The organism is Kitasatospora sp. NPDC056446 (assembly GCF_042796115.1).
Classification (GTDB): domain Bacteria; phylum Actinomycetota; class Actinomycetes; order Streptomycetales; family Streptomycetaceae; genus Kitasatospora.
The window spans coordinates 24,381-45,215 of record NZ_JBHTRF010000053.1 but is presented as its reverse complement, the minus strand read 5'-3'; the positions used below and the strand labels follow the sequence as shown (position 1 = coordinate 45,215).

At 72.4% G+C, this 20,835-nt stretch carries 21 protein-coding genes; 17 read left to right on the top strand and 4 right to left on the bottom strand.

What is annotated here, in order from left to right:
• The first annotated feature begins 37 nt into the window (after positions 1 to 37).
• The 3 genes from mnmA to ACFQ6N_RS27855 all read left to right on the top strand — a co-directional run bounded on the left by mnmA (position 38) and on the right by ACFQ6N_RS27855 (position 2,934).
• Positions 38 to 1,183 (top strand): tRNA 2-thiouridine(34) synthase MnmA, encoded by a 1,146-nt coding sequence (mnmA, locus tag ACFQ6N_RS27865; protein ID WP_380654560.1) that lies wholly within the window; start codon positions 38 to 40, stop codon positions 1,181 to 1,183.
• A 66-nt stretch (positions 1,184 to 1,249) separates the two neighbouring features.
• On the top strand, positions 1,250 to 1,570 hold the full coding sequence (locus ACFQ6N_RS27860) for a type II toxin-antitoxin system Phd/YefM family antitoxin (RefSeq protein ID WP_380654557.1): 321 nt from the start codon (positions 1,250 to 1,252) through the stop codon (positions 1,568 to 1,570).
• A gap of 194 nt (positions 1,571 to 1,764) precedes the next feature.
• Complete coding sequence (locus ACFQ6N_RS27855) at positions 1,765 to 2,934, top strand: alpha/beta hydrolase family protein (protein ID WP_380654555.1); 1,170 nt, start codon at positions 1,765 to 1,767, stop codon at positions 2,932 to 2,934.
• A gap of 69 nt (positions 2,935 to 3,003) precedes the next feature.
• On the opposite strand, the gene ACFQ6N_RS27850 is transcribed toward ACFQ6N_RS27855, so the two are convergent.
• The gene (locus tag ACFQ6N_RS27850; RefSeq protein WP_380654553.1) at positions 3,004 to 3,471 is read right to left on the bottom strand and encodes an ATP-binding protein; all 468 of its coding nucleotides are present in this window, start codon (positions 3,469 to 3,471) and stop codon (positions 3,004 to 3,006) included.
• Positions 3,472 to 3,574: 103 nt separating this feature from the next.
• Complete coding sequence (locus ACFQ6N_RS27845; protein ID WP_380654550.1) at positions 3,575 to 4,759, bottom strand: helix-turn-helix domain-containing protein; 1,185 nt, start codon at positions 4,757 to 4,759, stop codon at positions 3,575 to 3,577.
• Positions 4,760 to 4,841: 82 nt separating this feature from the next.
• On the opposite strand from ACFQ6N_RS27845, the gene ACFQ6N_RS27840 reads away from it, so the two are divergent.
• Together ACFQ6N_RS27840 and ACFQ6N_RS27835 are read left to right on the top strand one after the other, a co-directional pair.
• Complete coding sequence (locus ACFQ6N_RS27840) at positions 4,842 to 5,396, top strand: flavoprotein (protein WP_380654547.1); 555 nt, start codon at positions 4,842 to 4,844, stop codon at positions 5,394 to 5,396.
• The gene (locus ACFQ6N_RS27835) at positions 5,393 to 6,211 is read left to right on the top strand and encodes a class I SAM-dependent methyltransferase (RefSeq protein ID WP_380654545.1); all 819 of its coding nucleotides are present in this window, start codon (positions 5,393 to 5,395) and stop codon (positions 6,209 to 6,211) included. Before ACFQ6N_RS27840 ends, ACFQ6N_RS27835 begins: the two co-directional genes overlap by 4 nt.
• A gap of 10 nt (positions 6,212 to 6,221) precedes the next feature.
• On the opposite strand, the gene ACFQ6N_RS27830 is transcribed toward ACFQ6N_RS27835, so the two are convergent.
• Together ACFQ6N_RS27830 and ACFQ6N_RS27825 are read right to left on the bottom strand one after the other, a co-directional pair.
• Positions 6,222 to 6,734: a hypothetical protein gene (locus ACFQ6N_RS27830; protein ID WP_380654543.1), complete on the bottom strand. Its 513-nt coding sequence runs from the start codon at positions 6,732 to 6,734 to the stop codon at positions 6,222 to 6,224.
• Positions 6,731 to 7,666 (bottom strand): class I SAM-dependent methyltransferase, encoded by a 936-nt coding sequence (locus ACFQ6N_RS27825; RefSeq protein WP_380654541.1) that lies wholly within the window; start codon positions 7,664 to 7,666, stop codon positions 6,731 to 6,733. Before ACFQ6N_RS27825 ends, ACFQ6N_RS27830 begins: the two co-directional genes overlap by 4 nt.
• A 100-nt stretch (positions 7,667 to 7,766) precedes the next feature.
• On the opposite strand from ACFQ6N_RS27825, the gene ACFQ6N_RS27820 reads away from it, so the two are divergent.
• The 12 genes from ACFQ6N_RS27820 (at position 7,767) to ACFQ6N_RS27765 (ending at position 20,823) form a co-directional block, all read left to right on the top strand.
• Positions 7,767 to 8,291, top strand: a complete 525-nt coding sequence (locus ACFQ6N_RS27820; protein WP_380654539.1) for a TIGR00730 family Rossman fold protein — start codon at positions 7,767 to 7,769, stop codon at positions 8,289 to 8,291.
• 13 nt (positions 8,292 to 8,304) lie between these two features.
• Positions 8,305 to 8,994: an SDR family oxidoreductase gene (locus ACFQ6N_RS27815; RefSeq protein WP_380654536.1), complete on the top strand. Its 690-nt coding sequence runs from the start codon at positions 8,305 to 8,307 to the stop codon at positions 8,992 to 8,994.
• A 96-nt stretch (positions 8,995 to 9,090) separates the two neighbouring features.
• The gene (locus ACFQ6N_RS27810) at positions 9,091 to 10,101 is read left to right on the top strand and encodes a methionine synthase (protein WP_380654533.1); all 1,011 of its coding nucleotides are present in this window, start codon (positions 9,091 to 9,093) and stop codon (positions 10,099 to 10,101) included.
• Positions 10,102 to 10,120: 19 nt separating this feature from the next.
• Entirely contained in the window at positions 10,121 to 12,409 is a 2,289-nt protein-coding gene (gene ligA / locus ACFQ6N_RS27805) for an NAD-dependent DNA ligase LigA (RefSeq protein ID WP_380654530.1), read from the top strand.
• Positions 12,410 to 12,731: 322 nt separating this feature from the next.
• Positions 12,732 to 14,552: a putative bifunctional diguanylate cyclase/phosphodiesterase gene (locus ACFQ6N_RS27800; protein WP_380654527.1), complete on the top strand. Its 1,821-nt coding sequence runs from the start codon at positions 12,732 to 12,734 to the stop codon at positions 14,550 to 14,552.
• Positions 14,553 to 14,820: 268 nt separating this feature from the next.
• Positions 14,821 to 15,117 (top strand): Asp-tRNA(Asn)/Glu-tRNA(Gln) amidotransferase subunit GatC, encoded by a 297-nt coding sequence (gene gatC / locus ACFQ6N_RS27795; RefSeq protein WP_380654524.1) that lies wholly within the window; start codon positions 14,821 to 14,823, stop codon positions 15,115 to 15,117.
• 5 nt (positions 15,118 to 15,122) lie between these two features.
• A complete protein-coding gene (gene gatA, locus ACFQ6N_RS27790; RefSeq protein WP_380654521.1) occupies positions 15,123 to 16,616 on the top strand; it encodes an Asp-tRNA(Asn)/Glu-tRNA(Gln) amidotransferase subunit GatA in 1,494 nt (497 codons plus the stop codon).
• A complete protein-coding gene (locus tag ACFQ6N_RS27785) occupies positions 16,613 to 16,870 on the top strand; it encodes a hypothetical protein (RefSeq protein ID WP_380654518.1) in 258 nt (85 codons plus the stop codon). The genes gatA and ACFQ6N_RS27785 overlap by 4 nt, the downstream gene beginning before the upstream one ends.
• A gap of 67 nt (positions 16,871 to 16,937) precedes the next feature.
• On the top strand, positions 16,938 to 18,251 hold the full coding sequence (locus ACFQ6N_RS27780; RefSeq protein ID WP_380654515.1) for an AAA family ATPase: 1,314 nt from the start codon (positions 16,938 to 16,940) through the stop codon (positions 18,249 to 18,251).
• Positions 18,248 to 18,898, top strand: a complete 651-nt coding sequence (locus ACFQ6N_RS27775) for a hypothetical protein (protein WP_380654512.1) — start codon at positions 18,248 to 18,250, stop codon at positions 18,896 to 18,898. Before ACFQ6N_RS27780 ends, ACFQ6N_RS27775 begins: the two co-directional genes overlap by 4 nt.
• 5 nt (positions 18,899 to 18,903) lie before the next feature.
• On the top strand, positions 18,904 to 20,403 hold the full coding sequence (gene gatB / locus ACFQ6N_RS27770; RefSeq protein ID WP_380654610.1) for an Asp-tRNA(Asn)/Glu-tRNA(Gln) amidotransferase subunit GatB: 1,500 nt from the start codon (positions 18,904 to 18,906) through the stop codon (positions 20,401 to 20,403).
• Between the two features lie 261 nt (positions 20,404 to 20,664).
• Positions 20,665 to 20,823 carry a hypothetical protein gene (locus ACFQ6N_RS27765; protein WP_380654509.1) on the top strand — a complete coding sequence of 53 codons (159 nt, stop codon included), beginning with the start codon at positions 20,665 to 20,667 and terminating at the stop codon, positions 20,821 to 20,823.
• Positions 20,824 to 20,835 lie beyond the last annotated feature (12 nt).

The following is a 20,835-nucleotide window of genomic DNA, read 5'->3' as shown; positions in this document are numbered from 1 at the left end:
CGGGCATGTCCGGCGGCCCCGTACGCTTGTACTCACCATGACTGAGTTCCCGGGTGCCCCGACCACACCGTCCACCGGCCGACTGCGCGTGCTCGCGGCGATGTCCGGCGGGGTCGACTCCGCAGTCGCCGCCGCCCGGGCCGTCGAAGCCGGGCACGAAGTGACCGGCGTCCACCTGGCGCTGTCCGCCAACCCGCAGTCCTTCCGGACCGGCGCCCGCGGCTGCTGCACCATCGAGGACTCCCGGGACGCCTGGCGGGCCGCCGACGTGATCGGCATCCCCTTCTACGTCTGGGACCTCGCCGAGCGCTTCCGCGAGGACGTCATCGACGACTTCGTCGCCGAGTACGCGGCCGGACGCACCCCCAACCCCTGCCTGCGCTGCAACGAGAAGATCAAGTTCGCCGCGCTGCTGGACAAGGCCGTCGCCCTCGGCTTCGACGCCGTCTGCACCGGCCACTACGCCCGCATCGTCGACCTGCCCACCGGGGAACGCGAACTCCACCGCGCCGTCGACGCCGCCAAGGACCAGTCCTACGTCCTCGGAGTGCTGGACGCGGACCAGCTCGCACACTCCCTCTTCCCGCTCGGCGACACCACCAAGGACGTCATCCGGGAGGAAGCCGAACGGCGCGGCCTGGCCGTGGCGAAGAAGCCCGACAGCCACGACATCTGCTTCATCGCCGACGGCGACACCCAGGGCTTCCTCGCCCGGCATCTCGGCACCGCCACCGGCGACATCCTCGACGCCGACGGCACCAAGCTCGGTGAGCACGACGGCGCGTACGGCTTCACCATCGGCCAGCGCAAGGGCCTGCGGATCGGCCGCCCGGCCGCCGACGGCAAGCCCCGCTACGTGCTGGACATCTCCCCGGTGAACAACACCGTCACCGTCGGCCCCGTCGAAGGCCTCGACGTCACCGGGCTCACCGCCATCCGCCCCCGCTGGTGCGGCACCGAACCCCTCGCCGACGGCCGCTACACCGCCCAGCTGCGCGCCCACGGCGACGAGGTGCCGGTGTCCGCGTCCGTCGTCGACGGCGAACTCCGGGTACAGCTCGACACCCCGGTCCGCGGCATCGCCCCCGGCCAGGCCGTCGTCCTCTACGACGGCACCCGCGTCGTCGGCTCCGCCACCATCGCCACCACCGCACGCCCGGCCGTCGACGCCCTCGGGAACTGACCGGATCCCTTCGAACGCCGCGCCACACGGTGGCACCCGGCGGCGTTCCGTCCCTAGGCTGGACACATGTCAGTGCAACCCGAGATCAACCAGCGGGACCTACGCAGCAGGCCCGAGGAGATCATGGACGCCGTCCAGGCCGGCCAGTCCTTCACCGTGACCAGGGACGGGCACCGGATCGGGGAACTGGTCCCGCTGCGTCGCCGTCGGAAGTTCGTGTCCCGGGCGGAATTCGCCGCCATGTCACGCAGCGCTCCGGACATTTCGCTGGACGCCTTCCGGGCCGACCAAGAGGCCACGGCCAAGCACCAGGCGGACGACTACAAGGGCCTCGAAGCCATCCTGACGGTGGTTCCGGTGACCAGAGCACTGATCGAGCAGCCCTGACAGTGCTCCCGACGGTCTGGGGGCACGTGAGAAGGTCATGCCCGCGCAACTCGCCCGGGAGCGGCCGCCGGTGGGCGCCGCCAGGGCGGTCATCCCGATGGATGACGCCGCTGCATCGCATGGATGACGGCGGCCGGAGAGAGCATCCATCGGGCTGATCCGGGGGCCCGGAGCGCGAACCTAGGGTCAGGGCCATGAACCGAACCCGCCGTATCGCGGCCGTCGCGGCCCTCCTCCTCGCCCTGCCGATCCCGGTCGCCGGGGCCGCGACGGCCTCGCCGTCGCCCTCGTCCGCCGCTGCCCTGCCCGCCGCCGCGTTCCACGGTGAGCTGCCCCGCCCGACCGGACCGTACGCGGCCGGCGAGGACGTGCTGCACCTCACCGACCAGAGCCGCACCGACCCCTGGGTGCCCACGGCCGGGCCCCGGCAGCTCACGGTGTCGATGTTCTACCCCGCCCGGCCCGGCACCGGCGGGCCCGCCCCCTACATGACCCTCGGCGAGGCACAGAACTTCGTGGCGACCCGGGTCCCGCCAGGGACCGGAGTCCAGCCGCAGGACCTCGCGGACACCACGACCCACGCCTACACCGGCGCCAAGGCCGCAGGCGGCACGTACCCGCTGGTGGTGCTCTCCCCGGGCTTCGAGAACCCCCGCGCCACCCTCACCGGCCTGGCCACCGACCTCGCCGCCCACGGCTACGTCGTGGCCCTGGTCGGCCACACCTACGAGGACTCCGGCGAGACCCTCGCCGACGGCAGCACCCCCGGCTGCGCGCTCTGCGACACCGGCGCACCGGACTCCCTCCCCGACAGCCGCGCGAAGGACGTGTCCTTCGTCCTGGACCGGCTGACCGGGCACCACCCGGCCTGGCGCCTCTCCCACCTGATCGACCGCGACCGCGTCGGCATGGCCGGGCACTCCGTCGGCGGCGCGTCGGCGCTCACCGCGATGGCCGAGGACCAGCGGATCCTGGCCGGGGTGAACATGGACGGAACCTTCAACCCGCCCATCCCGACCGACACCCTCAAGGGCCGCTCCTTCCTCCTGCTCGGCAAGCAGAGCAACCACACGGTGGGCGGCGGCGACACCTCCTGGGGGCAGACCTGGGCCGGCCAGGAGGGCTACAAGCCCTGGCTGGCCGTCACGGGCACCAACCACGCGAGCTTCACGGACGTCCCCGTGCTGGCCGAAGAGATCGGCCTGCCGCTCCCCCCGGGCACGACCACCTCGCCGGAACGCGGGATGCAGCTCACCCGGGAGTACGTCGGCGCCTTCTTCGACCGGACCCTGAAGGGCACCGACCGCCCCCTGCTCGACGGCCCGTCGGCAGAGAACCCGGAGGTGCTCTTCCAGCACCCGTGACCGGCGCGCTCCTCCAGGCCCGGCCGTCCCACCCGGACGGCCGGGCCTGTTCAGCGCCGTGGAACGGGTTCATCGACGGGCCGCGGCTACCGAAAGGTCGGCGTGGACGACCTTTCCGAACGGGCGAGGAGTGACACCCCAACGGCCGCGCGTGAGCTTGTGGACCATGGCGAGCCCCCGGCCGGAGGTGGCACCGGGCCTGGTCTGGATCATCACCGGCATCATGCGGGAGCCGTCACCGACGAGGACGCGGACGATGCGATCGCTCGGGCGACGGACGGCGACGACCAGGCGGGTCTGGCAGCCCGTCTTGACGGCGTTGGTGACCAACTCGCTGACGATCAGGGAGGCGTCGTCCACCAGGCCGGGAAGCCCCCACTCCAGCAGCTTGGTCGCGACGAGCCGGCGCGCGACGCCCACCGACTCGGCCGAGTACGGCAGGCAGGCGGTCGCCGGTCCGGAGTCCGGACGGATGCCGACACCCGGATCCGGTCGGAGCGCGGCGGTGCCGCTCGTGACGTCCGAGAGGGGGGTCATCGGGCTTCTCCTTGGCGTAGTCGTCCCACTACGGAGAGCATCGCCGCCCGAAAAGGGTCGGACTATCACTCATCAGTGATAGTCCGACCTCAAAGAGTGATGATCAGATGCCGACCCAGTGCGCCATGTTCGTAAGCGTGTCCGGCGCCGACCTGCGTGCCGAAACCAGCCCGGCAACCGTCTCGCGGACCATCGGGTGGTAGCGCATCTGCTGGGGCGCCAGCTCCCTCGCGCGCTGCAGCGACCTCAATGACGCTTCCGTGCGCCCGATCCACAGCTGCGCCCGCGCCACCTCCGCCGAGTGCGCGGCCGCCCGCGAGGCCGGCCACTGCGCGGAGACCTCGAACTGCTCGGCCGCCCGCACGGCTTCCGTGTACCGGTACTGCTCGGCGAGCGTCGCCACCCGGTGCACGGCCACATTCGTCGGGCCGAACGACAGCCAGTGCACCCGCATGGCCTCGCCGGTGACCTCGGCGATCCGTGCCGCCTCCGAGAGGTGCCCGGCGGCCGCGTCGCCGCTCCCGGAACGGGCCGCCAGCATGGCCGCGCCGAGGTGGAGCTGCCCCACCGCCACGTCGCGGACCCTGCTCGGATCGGCCTGCGCCAGGGTGCCCATGCCGACTCCGACGAGCCGCTTCCCGATGTCGTACTGGCCCGAGCGCAAGTAGACGAGCGAGCGGAGGTACTGGCGGACCCCGGCGACGACCGGGTCGGACGCACGCTCGGCCGCCCACGCCATCCGGTCCAGGGCCACGACGCAGAGATCGCTGTAGCCCAACTTCGTGGTGATGTCGTAGGCGGTGCGGTAGGTGCTGGCCAGCACCTGCCAGGCCTTCTCGGACGGCGTCGCGTGTGCGGTCGTCGTCGCCTCGGCCATCAGGGCCGGAAGGAGCCGGGCCGCGTCCTTGATGCGGGTCTCGCGAATCAGCGCGCACAACCGTTCGGCGGCGGAGTGCAGTTCGCCGACTGGGCGGGGGGGGACATCGGGATCGGCGCCGAGGTCGTACAGATCGAGCGCTTCACGGATCGGCTGGATCAGTACGTCGAGCTCGTCCTGTCGCAGCTCGGCCAGATACGGCTGGCCGGTGAGGTCGACGGTCTGGACGAACAGGGCGCGCGCGACGGCGGCGATCACGGCCGGTGTCGCGGGCTTGGCACCCTGCTCGACCTTGGTCAGCATGCTGTAGGAGACGTGGGCGCGGGCCGCGAGTTCACGCTGGGTCAGGTGGCGGAGCTTGCGGTACTGGGCGATGCGTTCGCCGATGTGCTCGGAGATCTGCCTGGGCATACTGGTACTCCGTTCATGGCAACCAGTGCGGACGATACCTGCTCAAGGTGGCGGGAATCGTTCTGACGAACGGGAGTTCACGTTGACCGAGCACCGCGATCCGTTCCTCTACATCGTCGTCTGCGCCACGGGGATCGCCGACGGGGTGGGAGAGTTGATCACCGCTGCGCACAGCGAGGGGTGGAAGACCGGTGTGATCGCGACCCCCAGCGCTCTCGGCTTCCTGGACCAGGAGGCCATCGAAGCCCAGACCGGCCATCCGATCCGCTCAGCCTGGCGCACACCGGGCATTCCCCAGCCACTGCCTCCGGCGGACGCCATCGCGGTCGTCTCCGCCACGTTCAACACCATCAACAAGTGGGCGGCCGGCATCTCCGACACCCTCGCGCTCGGCATACTCTGCGAGGCCTACGGACTCGGCATCCCCGTGGCCGTCCAGCCCTACGTCAACTCCGCCCTGGCCGCCCACCCGGCGTACCCGGAAAGCCTGGCCCGCCTCCGCTCGATGGGCGTCCTGATCGGCGACCACATGCCGCACCGGCCCAAGTCCGGCGGGGCGCGCGAAACTTACAACTGGACCCACGTCCTCGACCTGCTCCGTCCTACCCTCGGCGACCTTCAGGAGTCAGCCACGTGACGAGCAACACCGCGCAACAGGCCGCCGCCGTCTCCGACAAAGCAGTCCTCGCCAACCAGGCCTACGCCGACGGGCGGCACCTGGCCGCACGGCAGTCGATCTACCGCTGGCAGCAGCCGCAGCACGACCTGCCGGGCATCGTCGTCGACGAACTGGCCGGCACCAGGGGCACGGTGTTCGACATCGGCTGCGGCAACGGCATGTTCGCCAACCGCCTTCGCCGGGAACGTCCGGACCTGCGGGTCGTGGGTGTGGACATCTCGGCGGGCATCCTCGCCGAGATGGAGAAGCCGGTGCTGGTCGCCGATGCCCAGGCACTGCCCTTCGCCGACGACTCCGCCGACGCCGTGCTGGCCCTGCACATGCTGTACCACGTGGGCGACATCCAGGCCACGATCAAGGACCTCGCCCGGGTCCTGCGACCCGGCGGTGTACTCCTCGTCTCGACCAACAGCGACACCGACAAGCGCGAACTCGACCGGCTCTGGAGGAGGGCGGCCGGTGACGTCCTGGGCATCCCCGAAGGGCCGGCGCGGGTCTCTCTCAGCGCGCGCTTCTCCCTGGAGCAGGCAGTCGGCCACCTCGGGGCGGTGTTCGGCGACATCCGCGTCCGAGAGCTGCCCGGCACCATCGAACTCACCGACCCCGCACCGCTGATCGCCCACCTGGCCTCGTACGAAGCATGGGCCGAGCAGTGCGGTGTCCCGTTCCGGGAGACGGTCGGCAGGGCACACGAGATCGCCGCCGAGACGATCGCGAACGAGGGCTCATTCAAGATCACCTGCCTCGGCGGCATCCTCACGTGCCGACAGTAGAACGGGCTCCCTACTGCACCTCGCGGTACCACCGGTGGTGGACCAGGGGCTCGACGCACAGGACTGCCGCGCCGGCGGTGGCGCCGACCAGCAGCGAGGGCGGGCCGCCGCCGTTGAACACCGCGTCGAGGCAGGCGGCGGCGACCGCGACGGGTCGGAGCAGGGTCAGCGGGCCGAGGCCGATGACCATGGCCAGGGTGCCGGCGCGGAACGGCAGGGTGAGGTAGGCGGCCAGCGAGAGCAGCACGGCGGTGGCGTACACCACGAGGGGGAGCAGGTAGCCGCGGGCGCCGGCGGTCAGGGTCTCGTACGCCCGGGCCTGATCGGGGGCGGTCAGCAGCACCAGGACGGCCACCACCACGGGGGCGGCCAGCAGCACCGCTCCGACCGCCAGCCCCCGGGCGGCGGCCCGGAGGTTGCCCCGGTACTTGCGGATGCGGGCGTCGCGTCCGGCGTACGCGCGGAAGCCGCTGAAGGCGGCGTCGACCAGGCCCAGCAGCAGGAGGGCCACGGCGGGGGTCACCGCGCGCCCCCGTCCAGGTGTTCGGCCCCGACCAGTCGGCGGGCCCGGCGGCCGAGGGCGCGTCGCAGGGGCGCCTCCAGTTCGGGCCGGACTCCGACCACCGGCCGCAGTGTGGTGCAGAACGGGTTGGACAGCCCGCGCGGCTCGTACACCAGCGCCCGCATGCCGGGTGCCGACGCCGCCCGCAGCAGCACCTCGTCGGGGTGTGCGCGCTCCGCCGAGACGACCCCGTCGTGGCGGCCGAGCGGGTGCCGCATCCGGGCGCGGTGGAAGACCCAGGCGCCGATGGGTGCCAGCGTGGTGGCGGCGATGTCGAAGTGGCAGAAGGCGAGCGCGGGGGAGGCCGCCTGGGCCCGGAAGAACTCCGCCAGGGCCTCGGCCCCGAAGTGGTGCAGCACCCCGGTGGAGACGTAGACCGTCGCGGCTTCGGGCAGTTCGAAGGCGTTGCCGTGGACGAACCGGCAGTCGAGTCCTTCGGCGCGGGCGAGGCGGTCGGCCTCGCCGACGAGGGCGGCGTTGAGGTCGACGCCGACGAGTTCCACGTCGGGGCCGAGCGCGCCGGTCGCCGCGAGCCAACGGACCAGGTAGCCGAGGCCGCAGCCGATGTCGACCAGCCGGTACGGTCCGGGCCGCCCGCCGTCGGCCCGGATGGCGGCGAAGAGCGGGCCGAGCAGGTGGACCAGCCGGTCGCCGACGCGCAGTTCCTCGCTGAGCCGCTGGAGTTCGGTGTGGACGCTGACGAGCAGCCGGTCGACGGCGTCGGGGTCGAGGGTGCCGTCCCGGTCGACGGGCAGTCCGGCGACGATCCGGGCGGCCCGTTCGTCCCCGGCCGCCCGCAGCTGCCGGACGACGTCGTCGCGACGGACCGGGAGCCGGCGGCCGTCGACCGGGTCCACCGCCGTGATCAGGTCCGATATCTCTAGTTGGCGCACGCGCAGCACCTTAGGGCCAGTCTTCGGATTCAGGGCCCGCCGGTGGCCCCGCGTAATGCCGGTGAGCGGGTGTCCGGGCGCGTGATAGACCAGGGGCACTATGAATATCTGCGTCTTCTGCTCCGCGTACTCGCTCGACGACCGTTACTCCGCCCCCGCCGCCGAGTTCGCGCGCCTCCTGGGTGAGGGCGGGCACACCCTGGTCTGGGGCGGCTCCAACGCCGGGCTGATGGGCCTGCTCGCCGACGAGGTGAAGGCGGCCGGCGGGCGGCTGGTCGGCGTGCTGGTCGAGATGCTGAAGCACAAGGCGTACGTCGGCGCCGACGAGCTGGTGATGACGGCGGACCTCGCCGAGCGCAAGGCCGAGCTGGCGGCCCGCGCGGACGCGATCGTGGTGCTGGTCGGCGGGCTCGGCACGATGGACGAGGTGACCGAGGTGCTGGAGCTGAAGAAGCACGGCATGTTCGAGAAGCCGGTGGTGCTCCTGGACACCGAGGGCTTCTACGCGGGCCTGCGGACCCAGCTGGAGCGGATGGACACCGAGGGCTTCCTGCCCCGGCCGCTCGCCGAGCTGGTGACCTTCGCCGACACGCCCGCCGAGGTGTTCGCGCAGCTCAAGGCCTGAGAGGATCGGACCCATGGCTGCACATCTGATCACCGGCGCCGGCTCGGGCATCGGCGCCGTCCTGGCCGGGAAGCTCGCCGAGCGCGGCGACGACCTCTGGCTGCTGGCCCGCGACGCCCGGCGGGCCGCCGAACTGCGGGGGCGCTTCCCCGGGGCGCGGACCCTGGTCGGCGACCTGGGCGACCCGGGCAAGCTGTCCTGGGCGTTCGGGCACCAGGCGATGCCCGTCGAGTTGGACTCGCTGCTGCACGTCGCGGGCATGGTCGAGCTGGGCACGGTCGGCGAACTGCCGGTGAAGGCCTGGCAGGAGACGCTGAACGTCAACCTGGTCGCCCCGGCCGAGCTGACCCGCCTGCTGCTGCCGTCGCTCCGCCTGGCGAAGGGCCATGTGGTCTTCGTGAACTCCGGTGCCGGGCTGAACGCCCACGCCGAGTGGTCGGCGTACGCGGCGAGCAAGCACGGCCTGAAGGCGCTCGCCGACTCGCTGCGCCACGAGGAGCACGCGAACGGCGTCCGGGTCACCTCGGTCTACCCGGGCCGCACCGCGACCGCGATGCAGGCCAAGGTGCACCAGCAGGAGGGCAAGGAGTACGACGCCGGCCGCTGGATCGAGCCGGAGTCCGTCGCCCGGGCGCTCCTCGCCGCGCTGGACGCCTCCCGGGACGCGGAGATCACCGACATCACGGTCCGCCCCGGTCAGTGACCGACCCGGCAGCGCGCCGGCCGCAGAACGCCCCGGCGGCGCCCCCGCGCCCCCGGCCCGCCGACCCGGCGGCCGCCGCGCACTAGGCTCGGGCGGGTGAGCACCCCACATGCCTTCCCCGACCTGCGCGGCGCCGCCACCGGCGTCGGCTCGCTGCCCGGTACCGACGCCCGGGAGGCCGCCAGGACCTCCACCGGGGCGCTGGAGCAGCTGCCGTTCCTGCCCGAGCTGCCCGCGCGCGGGCCGGGCGCCGACATGATCGGGCGCGGCGCCGGCTTCCTGGTCGAGCTGTTCGCGCAGACCGAGCCGAGCGGCTGGCGGTTCACCGACCGTCCCGGCCGGGACACCCGGCGCGCCCACTCCTGGCTCGGCGAGGACCTGGACGCCCTGGAGGAGTTCACCCAGGGCTACCGGGGCGCGCTGAAGGTCCAGGCCGTCGGCCCGTGGACGCTGGCGGCGGCCGTCGAGCTGAAGTACGGCGAGAAGGCGCTCTCCGACCGCGGCGCCTGCCGGGACATCGCCGGCTCGCTCACCGAGGGACTGCGCCGCCACCTCGCGGACGTCCGCGGTCGGATCCCGGGCGCGGAGGTCGTGCTGCAGCTCGACGAGCCCTCGCTGCCCGCCGTCCTGGCGGGCTCGGTGCGGACCGCCAGCGGCTTCCAGCGGCTGCGCTCGGTGGACCGGCAGGTCGCCGAGGAGGTGCTGCGGAACGTCATCGGGGCCCTGGACGCGCCCGTCGTCGTGCACTGTTGCGCGCCGGACGTCCCGGTGCCGCTGCTGCGCCGCGCCGGGGTGGCCGGGGTCTCGCTGGACTTCTCGCTCCTCACCGAGCGTTCGGACGAGGACCTGGGCGAGGCCGTGGAGGCGGGCACGACGATCCTCGCTGGTGTCGTCCCCTCCACTGACCTGGGGATGTCGGACCCGGCCGGTAGTGTCCAGGGTGTCAGGACCTTGTGGCGCAGGCTCGGGTTCGCTCCGGATCTGCTGGGCCGCCGCGTGCTGGTGACGCCGACCTGCGGGCTGTCCGGGGCCTCCCCGGCGTACGCGCGCACGGCGTTGTCCCAGAGCGTACGGGCGGCGCAGAGCCTGGTGGACAACCCGGAATGAGAACGTAGGAGGGCTTGCGGTGACGGCTGTCGAGGGCTGGGAGGACGTCCCGGCGGAGGTGCGCCGGCGGCACGCCGAGCTGGCGCAGGAGATCACCGACCACCGGGTCCGGTACTACGAGCAGGACGCCCCGGTCGTCAGCGACGCCGAGTTCGACGGCCTGATGCGCGAGCTGGAGGCGGTGGAGGCCGAGCACCCGGCCCTGGTCACCCCCGACTCGCCGACGCAGCGGGTCGGCGGCGCCCCGACCGGGCTGTTCGCCGAGGTCGAGCACCGCGAGCGCCTCCTCAGCCTCGACAACGCGATGGACGACGACGAGCTCGCCGCCTGGGCCGAGCGGGTGGCCGGCGAGCTGGACGGCATCGACTACCACTACCTGTGCGAGCTCAAGGTGGACGGCCTGGCCGTCAACCTCACCTACGAGAACGGCCAGTTGGTGCAGGCGGCGACGCGCGGCGACGGCCGGGTCGGCGAGGACATCACCGCGAACGTCCGCACCATCAAGGAGATCCCGCACCGGCTCAAGGGCGATGACGTCCCCGAGCTGGTGGAGATCCGCGGCGAGGTCTACTTCCCGACGGAGGCCTTCGAGGCGCTCAACGCCTCGTTCGTGGCGGAGAACGAGCTGCGCCGCCGGGAGAACGAGGAGCGCGCGAAGGAGGGCAAGCGGCCCCGGGCGCTGATCCGGCTGTTCATGAACCCCCGCAACGCCGCCGCCGGTTCGCTGCGCCAGAAGGACCCGCACGTCACGGCCTCGCGCCCGCTGCACATGGTGGTGCACGGCATCGGCGCCCGGGTCGGCTTCGACATCGACGACCAGTCGCACGCGTACCGGCTGCTGCACGACTGGGGCCTGCCCACCGCCCGGCACAACCGGGTGGTGGGGACGCTGGACGAGGTGCGGGAGTTCATCCGGCACTTCGGCGAGCAGCGGCACTCGGTCGAGCACGAGATCGACGGCGTGGTGGTCAAGGTCGACGAGATCGCCCTCCAGGGCCGGCTCGGCGCGACCTCCAAGTCCCCGCGCTGGGCGATCGCCTGGAAGTACCCGCCGGAGGAGGTCACCGGCAGGCTCGCCGAGATCAAGGTCGGCATCGGCCGGACGGGCCGGGCCACCCCGTACGCGGTGCTGGCCGAGCCGGTGAAGGTGGCCGGTTCGATGGTGCAGTACGCGACGCTGCACAACCAGGAGGTCGTCAAGGCCAAGGGCGTGCTGCTGGGCGACACGATCGTGCTGCGCAAGGCCGGTGACGTCATCCCGGAGATCCTCGGGCCGGTGGAGGACCTCCGGGACGGCACCGAGCGGGAGTTCGTGATGCCCTCGCACTGCCACGAGTGCGGGGCCGAGCTGCGTCCGATGGCCGAGGGCGACATCGATCTGCGCTGCCCGAACGCCCAGTTCTGCCCGGCCCAGATCCGCGAGCGGATCGCCTTCCTGGGCGGCCGTTCCTCGTTGGACGTCGAGGGCCTCGGCTACGTCGCGGCGACGGCGCTGACCCAGCCGCTGGAGCCGGCCGAGGCGCCGGTGAGGGACGAGGGCGACATCTTCGGGCTGACGATGGAGCAGCTGCTGCCGATCGAGGTCCTGGTGCGCGACCAGAAGACCGGCATGCCCAAGCTGGACGACCGGACGGGCAAGGAGAAGAAGGCCACGTTCTTCGCCAACCAGAAGGGCGAGCCCAAGAAGACCGCCGGACTGCTGCTGGAGAACCTGGAGAGGGTGAAGGACCGGCCGCTGTGGCGGTTCCTCAACGGGCTCTCGATCCGGCACGTGGGGCCGGTCGCGGCCCAGGAGCTGGCCCGGGAGTTCCGTGACCTGGACCGGATCTTCTCGGCCACCGAGGAGGAGCTGGCCGCGGTCGAGGGGGTCGGGCCGATCATCGCCCGGTCGGTGGTCGAGTGGTACCAGGAGCAGTGGCACCGCGACATCCTGGAGAAGTGGCGCGCCGCCGGGGTCCGCTTCACCGAGGAGTTCGCGGACGAGGAGGAGGCGGAGCGCCCGCTGGAGGGCCTGACGGTGGTGGTGACGGGCACCCTGGCCGGCCACACCCGGGACGGCGCCAAGGAGGCGCTGACCTCGCGCGGAGCGAAGGTGACCGGTTCGGTTTCGAAGAAGACCGATTTCGTGGTCGCGGGTGACAACCCGGGGTCCAAGTTCGACAAGGCCGTTCAGCTCGGACTGCCCGTCCTGGACGACGCGGGCTTCGCCGTCCTGCTGGCCGACGGCCCGGCCGCCGCCCGTGCCCACCTGGGGCTTCCGGAGCCCGAGGAGGCCGCCGAGCCGGTGGAGGCGCCCGCGGGGGAGTGATCTGGGGCCGACCCGAGCGGCGGGTGGCCGAATCCGTGTTGTTATCGTCCTGATGCAACGTCACCGGGTGCCGTGCGGCGATAGCGGGCATTGTGTCACTGTGCGACACCCGGGCGCGGTGGCGCGTTTCCGGTTGTCCGAAAGTCTGCCCACCGGGTGGACCCCGGCATACCCTGGAGCGCAACAGAGTGTCAGCAGGGGTGGGGGCACCGGCTGAGCCGGGGCTCCTCGGGGTCGCTCCATGCCCGGCAGCTGTCGGTACCGGCACGGTGCCTCACCGTAAGGCGGCCTGACGGGGCGGGCCCGACGGAGGACAGGGCTTATGGATCGTACGACCGGCGGTGCGCCCACACGCCCGCCGCAGGGGGTGGCAGGTGCGGTCCTGCTGCTCGGCGTGCTGCTGGCCGGAGCCGCGCCGCTCATCCCGCTGGCCGTCCTGGTCTACCGGTACGAACCCGAGCTGCTGCCGCTGTTCGCGGTGCCCCTGGCCGTGCTGGTGGCGGCCTGGCGGATCGCCCGGGACCGCGCCCGCGACCAACTGACCGACCCGCTGACGGACCTGCCCAATCGTCAGGCCCTGCTGCTGGCCGCCCAGGAGGCGATCGCGGAGTGTGATCACGGCTACAGCATCGGTCTCATCCTGCTTGACCTCGACCGCTTCCGATCACTCAATGACACACTTGGTCATACGGCCGGTGACCGTCTGCTGGTTCACATCGCCCGCCGACTGCACCGGGCCCTGCGCTCCGGCGGCCCGGCCGGCAGCGCGACCCGGGAGTCCATCGACGACGTCTTCGCCGGGCTGCCCCGGCACTACCGGCGCGGCCGCCCGATGGTGGCCCGGATGGGCGGCGACGAGTTCGCCGTCCTGCTGCCCGGCATCAACTGCCCGGACAGCCTGGAGCGGGTCGCCAAGGCGCTGATCGCCGAACTGGCCGCCCCGATCCGGCTGGACGGGCTGCTGCTCGTCCTGGAGGCCAGCGCCGGCGTCTGCGTCTACCCGCAGCACGCCCAGGACGCCGAGTCGCTGCTGCGCCGGGCCGATGTCGCGATGGGCCACGCCCAGGAGGGATGCAGCGGCGTCGCCCAGTACGACGAGACCCAGGACGCCGACACCCCGTACCGGATCGGGCTGCTCGGGGACCTGCGGCGGGCCCTGGAGACCGGCGAGGTGGAGCTGCACTACCAGCCGAAGGTCGCCTTCGACGGCCGGGTGGTGGGCCTGGAGGCACTGCTGCGCTGGGACCGCCCCGGCCAGGGCCGGGTCTCGCCGGACGAGTTCGTCGGGCTCGCCGAGTCCAGCGGCCTGATGCCCCGGCTCACCGACTACGTGCTGGAGGCGGCGGTCGGCCAGCTCGCGTACTGGCGCGACCAGGGCCTCCAGGTGCAGGTCGCGGTCAACGTCTCGCCGCGCGACGTGCTCAACCCCGGGTTCGCCCAGCGGGTCGCCGGCCACCTCGTACGCCACCAGGTGCCGGCCCACGCGCTCCAGCTGGAGATCACCGAGCGGCTGCTGCTGGACGACTCCCGGCGGGCCGCCGACACCCTCGCCGAGCTGCGCGGCTACGGCGTGGGGATGTCCCTGGACGACTTCGGCACCGGCCACTCCTCGCTGGTGCGGCTGCGCAGCCTGCCGGTCGGCGAGCTGAAGATCGACCGCTCCTTCGTCTCCCGGATGGTCGCCGACGACCACGACGCGGCCGTGGTCCGCTGCTCGGTGGAGCTCGCCCACTCGCTGGGCCTGACGGTCGTCGCCGAGGGCGTCGAGGACGACGAGACCTGGGAGCGGCTGCACTGCATGGGCGTGGACGCCGTCCAGGGCTGGCTGGTCTCGGCCGCCCTGCCCGCCGAGCAGGCCACCGCCTGGCTGCGGGTGCACCGCACCGGCGCCCCGCCGGTGGAGCGGCTGGGCGCGTCGCCCCCGCTGCGCGCCGGGTTCCGACCGGCCCAGCCGCCCAGGCCGATCGGCCAGCAGGCCGCCCCGCCGGTGCTGCCGCCGTCGCTCCCGCCCGTCCTGCCCCCGGCGCTGCCGCCGGTGCGGCCCTCCGTGCTGCCGCCGGTGGTCCAGGCGGCGCAGGCCGCCGCCCAGATGGAGATCAAGGCGCCGGGCCCGCAGAGTTGGGCGCGCTACCGGCCGCAGTAGCCCAGGGCGCGGGGAGGCGCGGCGGGGGGCACGCCGGGAGGCGCGGCGGGCCGCGCGGCCGAGGGCACCGGGGGAGCGACGGCCGGTCACCGGCGGGGGAGTGACGGGCGCCCCGGCTCACTCGTTGGCCGGTGGCCGGGCCGGGCCCCATAGGATGGGGCCAAAGACCACGAGGACGGAGCGCCGAACCCGGCTGCTCCTGCCCGGGCCCGGCACCGCCCGCAAGGCACCGCCGGGCCTCACCAGAACTCACCCTGAGGATCGCTGCATGCCTGGCATCACGCGCGAGGAGGTCGCCCACCTCGCCCGGCTGTCGCGTCTTGAGCTGAAGCCCGAAGAGCTGGACCACTTCGCCGAGCAGCTCGACGTGATCATCGGCGCGGTCGCCCGCGTTTCCGAGGTCGCCGGACAGGACGTCCCGCCGACCTCCCACCCGCTGCCGCTGACCAACGTCATGCGCGCGGACGAGGTCCGGCCGTCGCTCACTCCGGAGGAGGCGCTGTCCGGCGCCCCCGCCGCCGAGGAGCAGCGTTTCCGTGTGCCGCAGATCCTCGGGGAGGACTGACCGAGATGACCGAGCTGATCAAGTACACCGCCGCCGAGACGGCCGCCGCCATCGCCAAGGGCGAGGTGTCCGCCGTCGAGGTCGCGCAGGCGCACCTGGACCGCATCGACGCCGTCGACAAGAAGGTCAACGCCTTCCTGCACGTCGACACCGAGGGCGCGCTGGCCGCGGCCAGGGCCGTCGACGAGAAGCGCGCCAAGGGCGAGGAGCTGGGCCCGCTGGCCGGCGTCCCGCTCGCGCTGAAGGACGTCTTCACCACCAAGGGCGTCCCGACCACCTGCGGATCCAAGATGCTCGAGGGCTGGATCCCGCCGTACGACGCCACGGTGACCGGCCGTCTCAAGGACGCCGGCGTCGTCATCCTCGGCAAGACCAACATGGACGAGTTCGCGATGGGCTCCTCCACCGAGAACTCCGCCTACGGCCCGACCGGCAACCCGTGGGACCTCACCCGCATCCCGGGCGGCTCCGGCGGCGGTTCGGCCGCCGCGCTGGCCGCCTTCGAGGCCCCGCTGGCGATCGGCACCGACACCGGCGGCTCGATCCGCCAGCCCGGCGCCGTCACCGGCACCGTCGGCGTCAAGCCGACCTACGGCTCGGTGTCCCGCTACGGCCTGGTGGCGTTCTCCAGCAGCCTGGACCAGGGCGGCCCGTGCGCCCGCACCGTGCTGGACGCGGCGCTGCTGCACGAGGCCATCGCCGGCCACGACCCGCTGGACTCGACCTCGATCGACGCGCCGGTCCCGGCCGTGGTCGAGGCCGCGCGGATGCGCGACGTCCGCGGCATGCGGATCGGCGTCGTCAAGGAGTTCGCCGGCGAGGGCTACCAGGCCGGCGTGATGCAGCGCTTCGACGAGTCGGTGGAGCTGCTGCGCGAGCTGGGCGCCGAGGTCGTCGAGGTCTCCTGCCCGTCGTTCACCCTGGCGCTGCCGGCGTACTACCTGATCGCGCCGAGCGAGTGCTCCTCCAACCTGGCCCGCTTCGACGCGATGCGCTACGGCCTGCGGGTCGGCGACGACGGCAGCCGCTCGGCCGAGGAGGTCACCGCGCTGACCCGTGAGGCCGGCTTCGGCGACGAGGTCAAGCGCCGCATCATCCTGGGCACCTACGCGCTGTCCTCGGGCTACTACGACGCCTACTACGGCTCGGCCCAGAAGGTCCGCACGCTCATCTCGCGGGACTTCGACGCCGCGTTCGCCGGCGTGGACGTCCTGGTCTCGCCGACCACGCCGACCACCGCCTTCCCGATCGGCGAGCGCGCCGACGACCCGATGGCGATGTACCTGGCCGACCTGTGCACGATTCCGTCGAACCTGGCGGGCAACGCGGCCATGTCGCTGCCGGTCGGCCTGGCGTCGGAGGACAATCTCCCGGTCGGCCTGCAGATCATCGCGCCCGCGATGGCGGACGACCGCCTGTACCGCGTGGGCGGCGCCGTCGAGGCCGCACTCAACGACAAGTGGGGGCACACCCTGCTGGAGGAGGCACCGGCACTGTGAGCAGGATCGAGAAGGCCAAGGCCCCGAGCTCCCTCAAGGGCTTCAAGCACTCCCGGCCCGGTCTGTGGCTGTCCATCGGCACCAGCGCCTTCGGCGCGATCTCGGTCGCCAAGGACGTCCGCAAGGCCCGCGAGGAGAGCGACACCCTCAAGCTGGTGAACGCCCTGGTCGGCGCCGCCGCGCTGGTCACCGGCACCGCCCTGCTGGTGCGCGAGCTGCGCCGGCTGGGCTCCGACGACGTGCTGCTGGGCTAGCGGCCGTGGCGGGCCCGGGCTGACGGCCCGGGCCCGCTGTGCCCACGGGGAAGGACAGGAGTAGGAGATGATCACCCAGATTCGCATCGACGGGTTCAAGTCGTTCGTCGGCTTCGAGCTCGATGTGCATCCAGTCACCGTGCTCCTGGGCGTCAACGGCGCCGGCAAGTCGAACCTGTTCGACGCGCTGCGGCTGGTGTCGGGAACGGTCCACCACGGCTTCGACGCCGCAGCGGCCGGCGACCGGCGGCTGGCCGTCCGTGACCTCTTCCACCGGGGCGGCGCCGAGCGGGCCCCGCTGCGGGACTCGTTCCGGATCACCGTGGGAGCCGTGGTGGCCTCGGCCGATGGCCCGCTGCCGGTCCGGCTGCGGGTGGAAGTACGGCTGGACCGGTCCGGCTCCCGGCCGGGGGCACCCCACCGGGCCGCGCTGGTCCGCGGCCAGAGCCGCGTCTGGGTGAGCCGGTTGGAGAACACCGACTGGATGGACCGGCTCGGCTACTCCGACGCACTGCGGGTCGACATCGTCCGGGCCCGCGACGCCTTCACGGCCAGGACCGGCACCCGGGCGGCCACGATCGGCGGCCCGATCCTCGGCGACCCGACCGTGACCGAGGACGACGAGCTCTTCGGCCTGCACAGCGAGGCGGCCGGCACCCTGGAACTCCTCGGTCTGGTCGCCCGCGAGACCGCGGCCTGGCAGCCGTACATCCTCGAACCCGGGGCCCTGCGGGAGCTCGGCCGCCCCGAGGCGGACGGCCCGCTGGAGCCGCACGGCGGCAACCTCGCGGTCGTCCTGGACCGGATCGGCGCCACCGATCCCGAGCGCTTCACCCGGCTGGTGGCCGATCTCGCCGCACTCGTGCCCGGTGTCCGGGACATTCGTACGGAGGTCGTCCGGACCAGGGGCGAGTACGACTTCGAGGTCGAGTTCCAGCACACCGGCTGGGTCTCGCCGGCCTCGCTGTCGGACGGCACCCTGCGCGCCCTCGCCCTGCTGGCCGCCTACTGGGACCGGGAGCGGCCCGGGGTGCTCGCCGTCGAGGAGATCGAGAACGGCATGCACCTCTCCCAGGTGGCCGACCTGGTCCGCCGGCTCGGCCGGGACGCCGGACTGCCGGCCCCGGCGCTGACCGCACCGGGCCAGCTGTTGGTCACCACCCACTCGCCCGCCCTGCTGGCCGCGCTGCGCACTGACCTCTCCGGCAGCGTGGTCTTCCTGGACCAGGCGAACCACATCGATCCGGAGCGGCGGGCGGTCTCACGGGTCACGACCGCGCGCCCGCTGCGGCCCCGGGACCCGGACGCGGAACCGGGCGGCTCCACCACCCCGCAGGCAGTGGACCGGCTGCTGCGTAGGCTGGAACGGGGCGCCGCGTGAAGGGCTACCGGCCGCTGCACCCCGGGCTGGTCGTGGAGGGAGTGAGCGACGCGCCGTTCCTTAGTACCCTGATCACCCGGCAGCTGGACGACCTGCTGCTGGCCAGGGCACCGGGCCCGGTGACGGTGCACCCGTGCGAGCTCGCCGACCGTATGATCACCGGCTCGGGCACTGCCGAAGAGGTGGCCGAGGCCGCCTGGGAGCTGGCGCGCGAGTGCCACCTGATCTTCGTGCACAGCGACGAGAAGGAACGCGGTACCGCCGAGAAACTGACCGCGCGGCTCCGCGAGCAGGCCCGGGGGACGAAGGCCGCCGAGCCGGTGGCGCTCGTCCCGGTCCGGATGACCGAGTCGTGGATGCTGGCCGACCGGGAGGCGATCCGCCGCTCGATCGCGGGCGCGAACCTGGCCGCCTACCCGTACAAGACCCCGGCCTCGGTGGAGAAGGCGCACAACAGCCCTGATCGACCGGCCTACGCGAAGCGGGTCTGGCAGGAGATCGCCGGCACCGGACACGGCGGAGTCCTCGACGACAGCATGGAACTACTGGCCCGACACATCGACCTTGAGCTTCTCTCCCAGCTGCCGTCGTACCAACGATGGCTTGCGGACACCGAAGACGCACTGAATACGAAGGGATTCCTGTGAGCACCATGAACCTGGTGTCCTACAACGACGCTCTGGCGTCGTACGACCCGGTGATGGGCCTTGAGGTCCACGTCGAGCTGGGTACCAAGACCAAGATGTTCTGCGGCTGCTCGACCGAGCTGGGCGCGGAGCCGAACAGCCAGACCTGCCCGACCTGCCTGGGCCTGCCCGGCTCGCTGCCGGTCGTCAACGCCATCGGCGTCGAGTCGGCCGTCAAGATCGGCCTGGCGCTGAACTGCTCGATCGCCGAGTGGTGCCGGTTCGCGCGGAAGAACTACTTCTACCCGGACATGCCCAAGAACTTCCAGACCTCGCAGTACGACGAGCCGATCGCCTTCGACGGCTACCTCGACGTGCAGCTGGAGGACGGCTCGACCTTCCGGGTGGAGATCGAGCGCGCCCACATGGAAGAGGACACCGGCAAGTCCAGCCACGTCGGCGGGGCCACCGGCCGCATCCACGGCGCCACCCACTCGCTGCTCGACTACAACCGGGCCGGCATCCCGCTGATCGAGATCGTCACCAAGCCGATCGAGGGTGCGGGCGAGCGCGCCCCCGAGGTCGCCAAGGCGTACGTCGCCGAGCTGCGCGAGGTCATCAAGTCGCTGGGCGTCTCCGAGGCGCGCATGGACAAGGGCCAGATGCGCTGCGACGTCAACCTGTCGCTGCGCCCGAACGGCACCGAGAAGTTCGGCACCCGCTCGGAGACCAAGAACGTCAACTCGCTGCGCAGCGTCGAGCGGGCGGCCCGCTTCGAGATCCAGCGGCACGCCACCGTGCTGACCGACGGCGGCACCATCGTCCAGGAGACCCGTCACTTCCACGAGGAGGACGGCTCCACGACCTCGGGCCGGATCAAGGACAACGCCGAGGACTACCGCTACTTCCCCGAGCCGGACCTGGTGCCGATCGCCCCCGCCCGTGCGTGGGTCGAGGAGCTGCGCGCCGCCCTGCCCGAGCTGCCGCGGGTGTACCGTGCCCGGCTGCAGGCCGAGTGGGGCCTGTCCGACAAGGACATGCAGTCGGTGCTCAACGCCGGTGCGGTGGAGCCGATCCAGGAGACCATCGCGGCCGGCGCCCCGGCCGACCAGGCCCGCAAGTGGTGGATGGGCGAGCTGGCCCGCCGCGCCAACGAGACCGGCACCGAGCTGAGCGAGCAGCCGATCACCCCGGCGCAGGTCGCCCGGGTCGCCGCGCTGGTCGCCGAGGGCAAGCTGAACGACAAGCTGGCCCGCCAGGTCATCGAGGCCGTGCTGGCCGGCGAGGGCGAGCCGGACGAGGTCGTCGAGAAGCGCGGTCTGGCCGTCGTCTCGGACGACTCCGCGCTCGGCGCGGCCGTCGACCAGGCCATCGCGGAGAACGAGGCGATCGCCGCCAAGATCCGTGACGGCAAGGTCGCCGCGGTGGGCGCGCTGGTCGGCGCGGTCATGAAGGCCACCCGCGGCCAGGCCGACGCCGCCCGCGTCAAGGACCTGATCCTGGAGCGGCTCGGCGTCTCCGCCTGAGTGGTCCGTTCCCAGGGCGCCTGAGCTGTCAAGCCTGCCTTCCTAAGGCAACTAAGGCATCTAAGGCCCTCTAAGTAAGGCCTAAGGCCCGGTCTCACCCCCATATCGGGGTGAGACCGGGCCTTGAGTCGTTTCCGGCACCCGATCTAAGCCCTCCGGGCCCCGGAAGATCGGGCACGCTCCCGATGTGGCACCCCCCACTGGGAGAGGAAGCTCTTACTTGTCAGCAGGAAGCAGCGAAACCCACAGGGGGAACCGAAGATGATCGAGTACCAGACCTTCCAGCAACAGGCCCACGAGCTCGTGGCCCAGGCCGAGCACGAGCGCCTGGTGCGCGAGGCCAAGGAGGCCCGCCGCCTGCGCCGGCGTCCGGTGGCCTCCCGCTTCCAGCGGCGCCCCGTCCGCCAGACCGAATGCTGACGGTGCGGCACC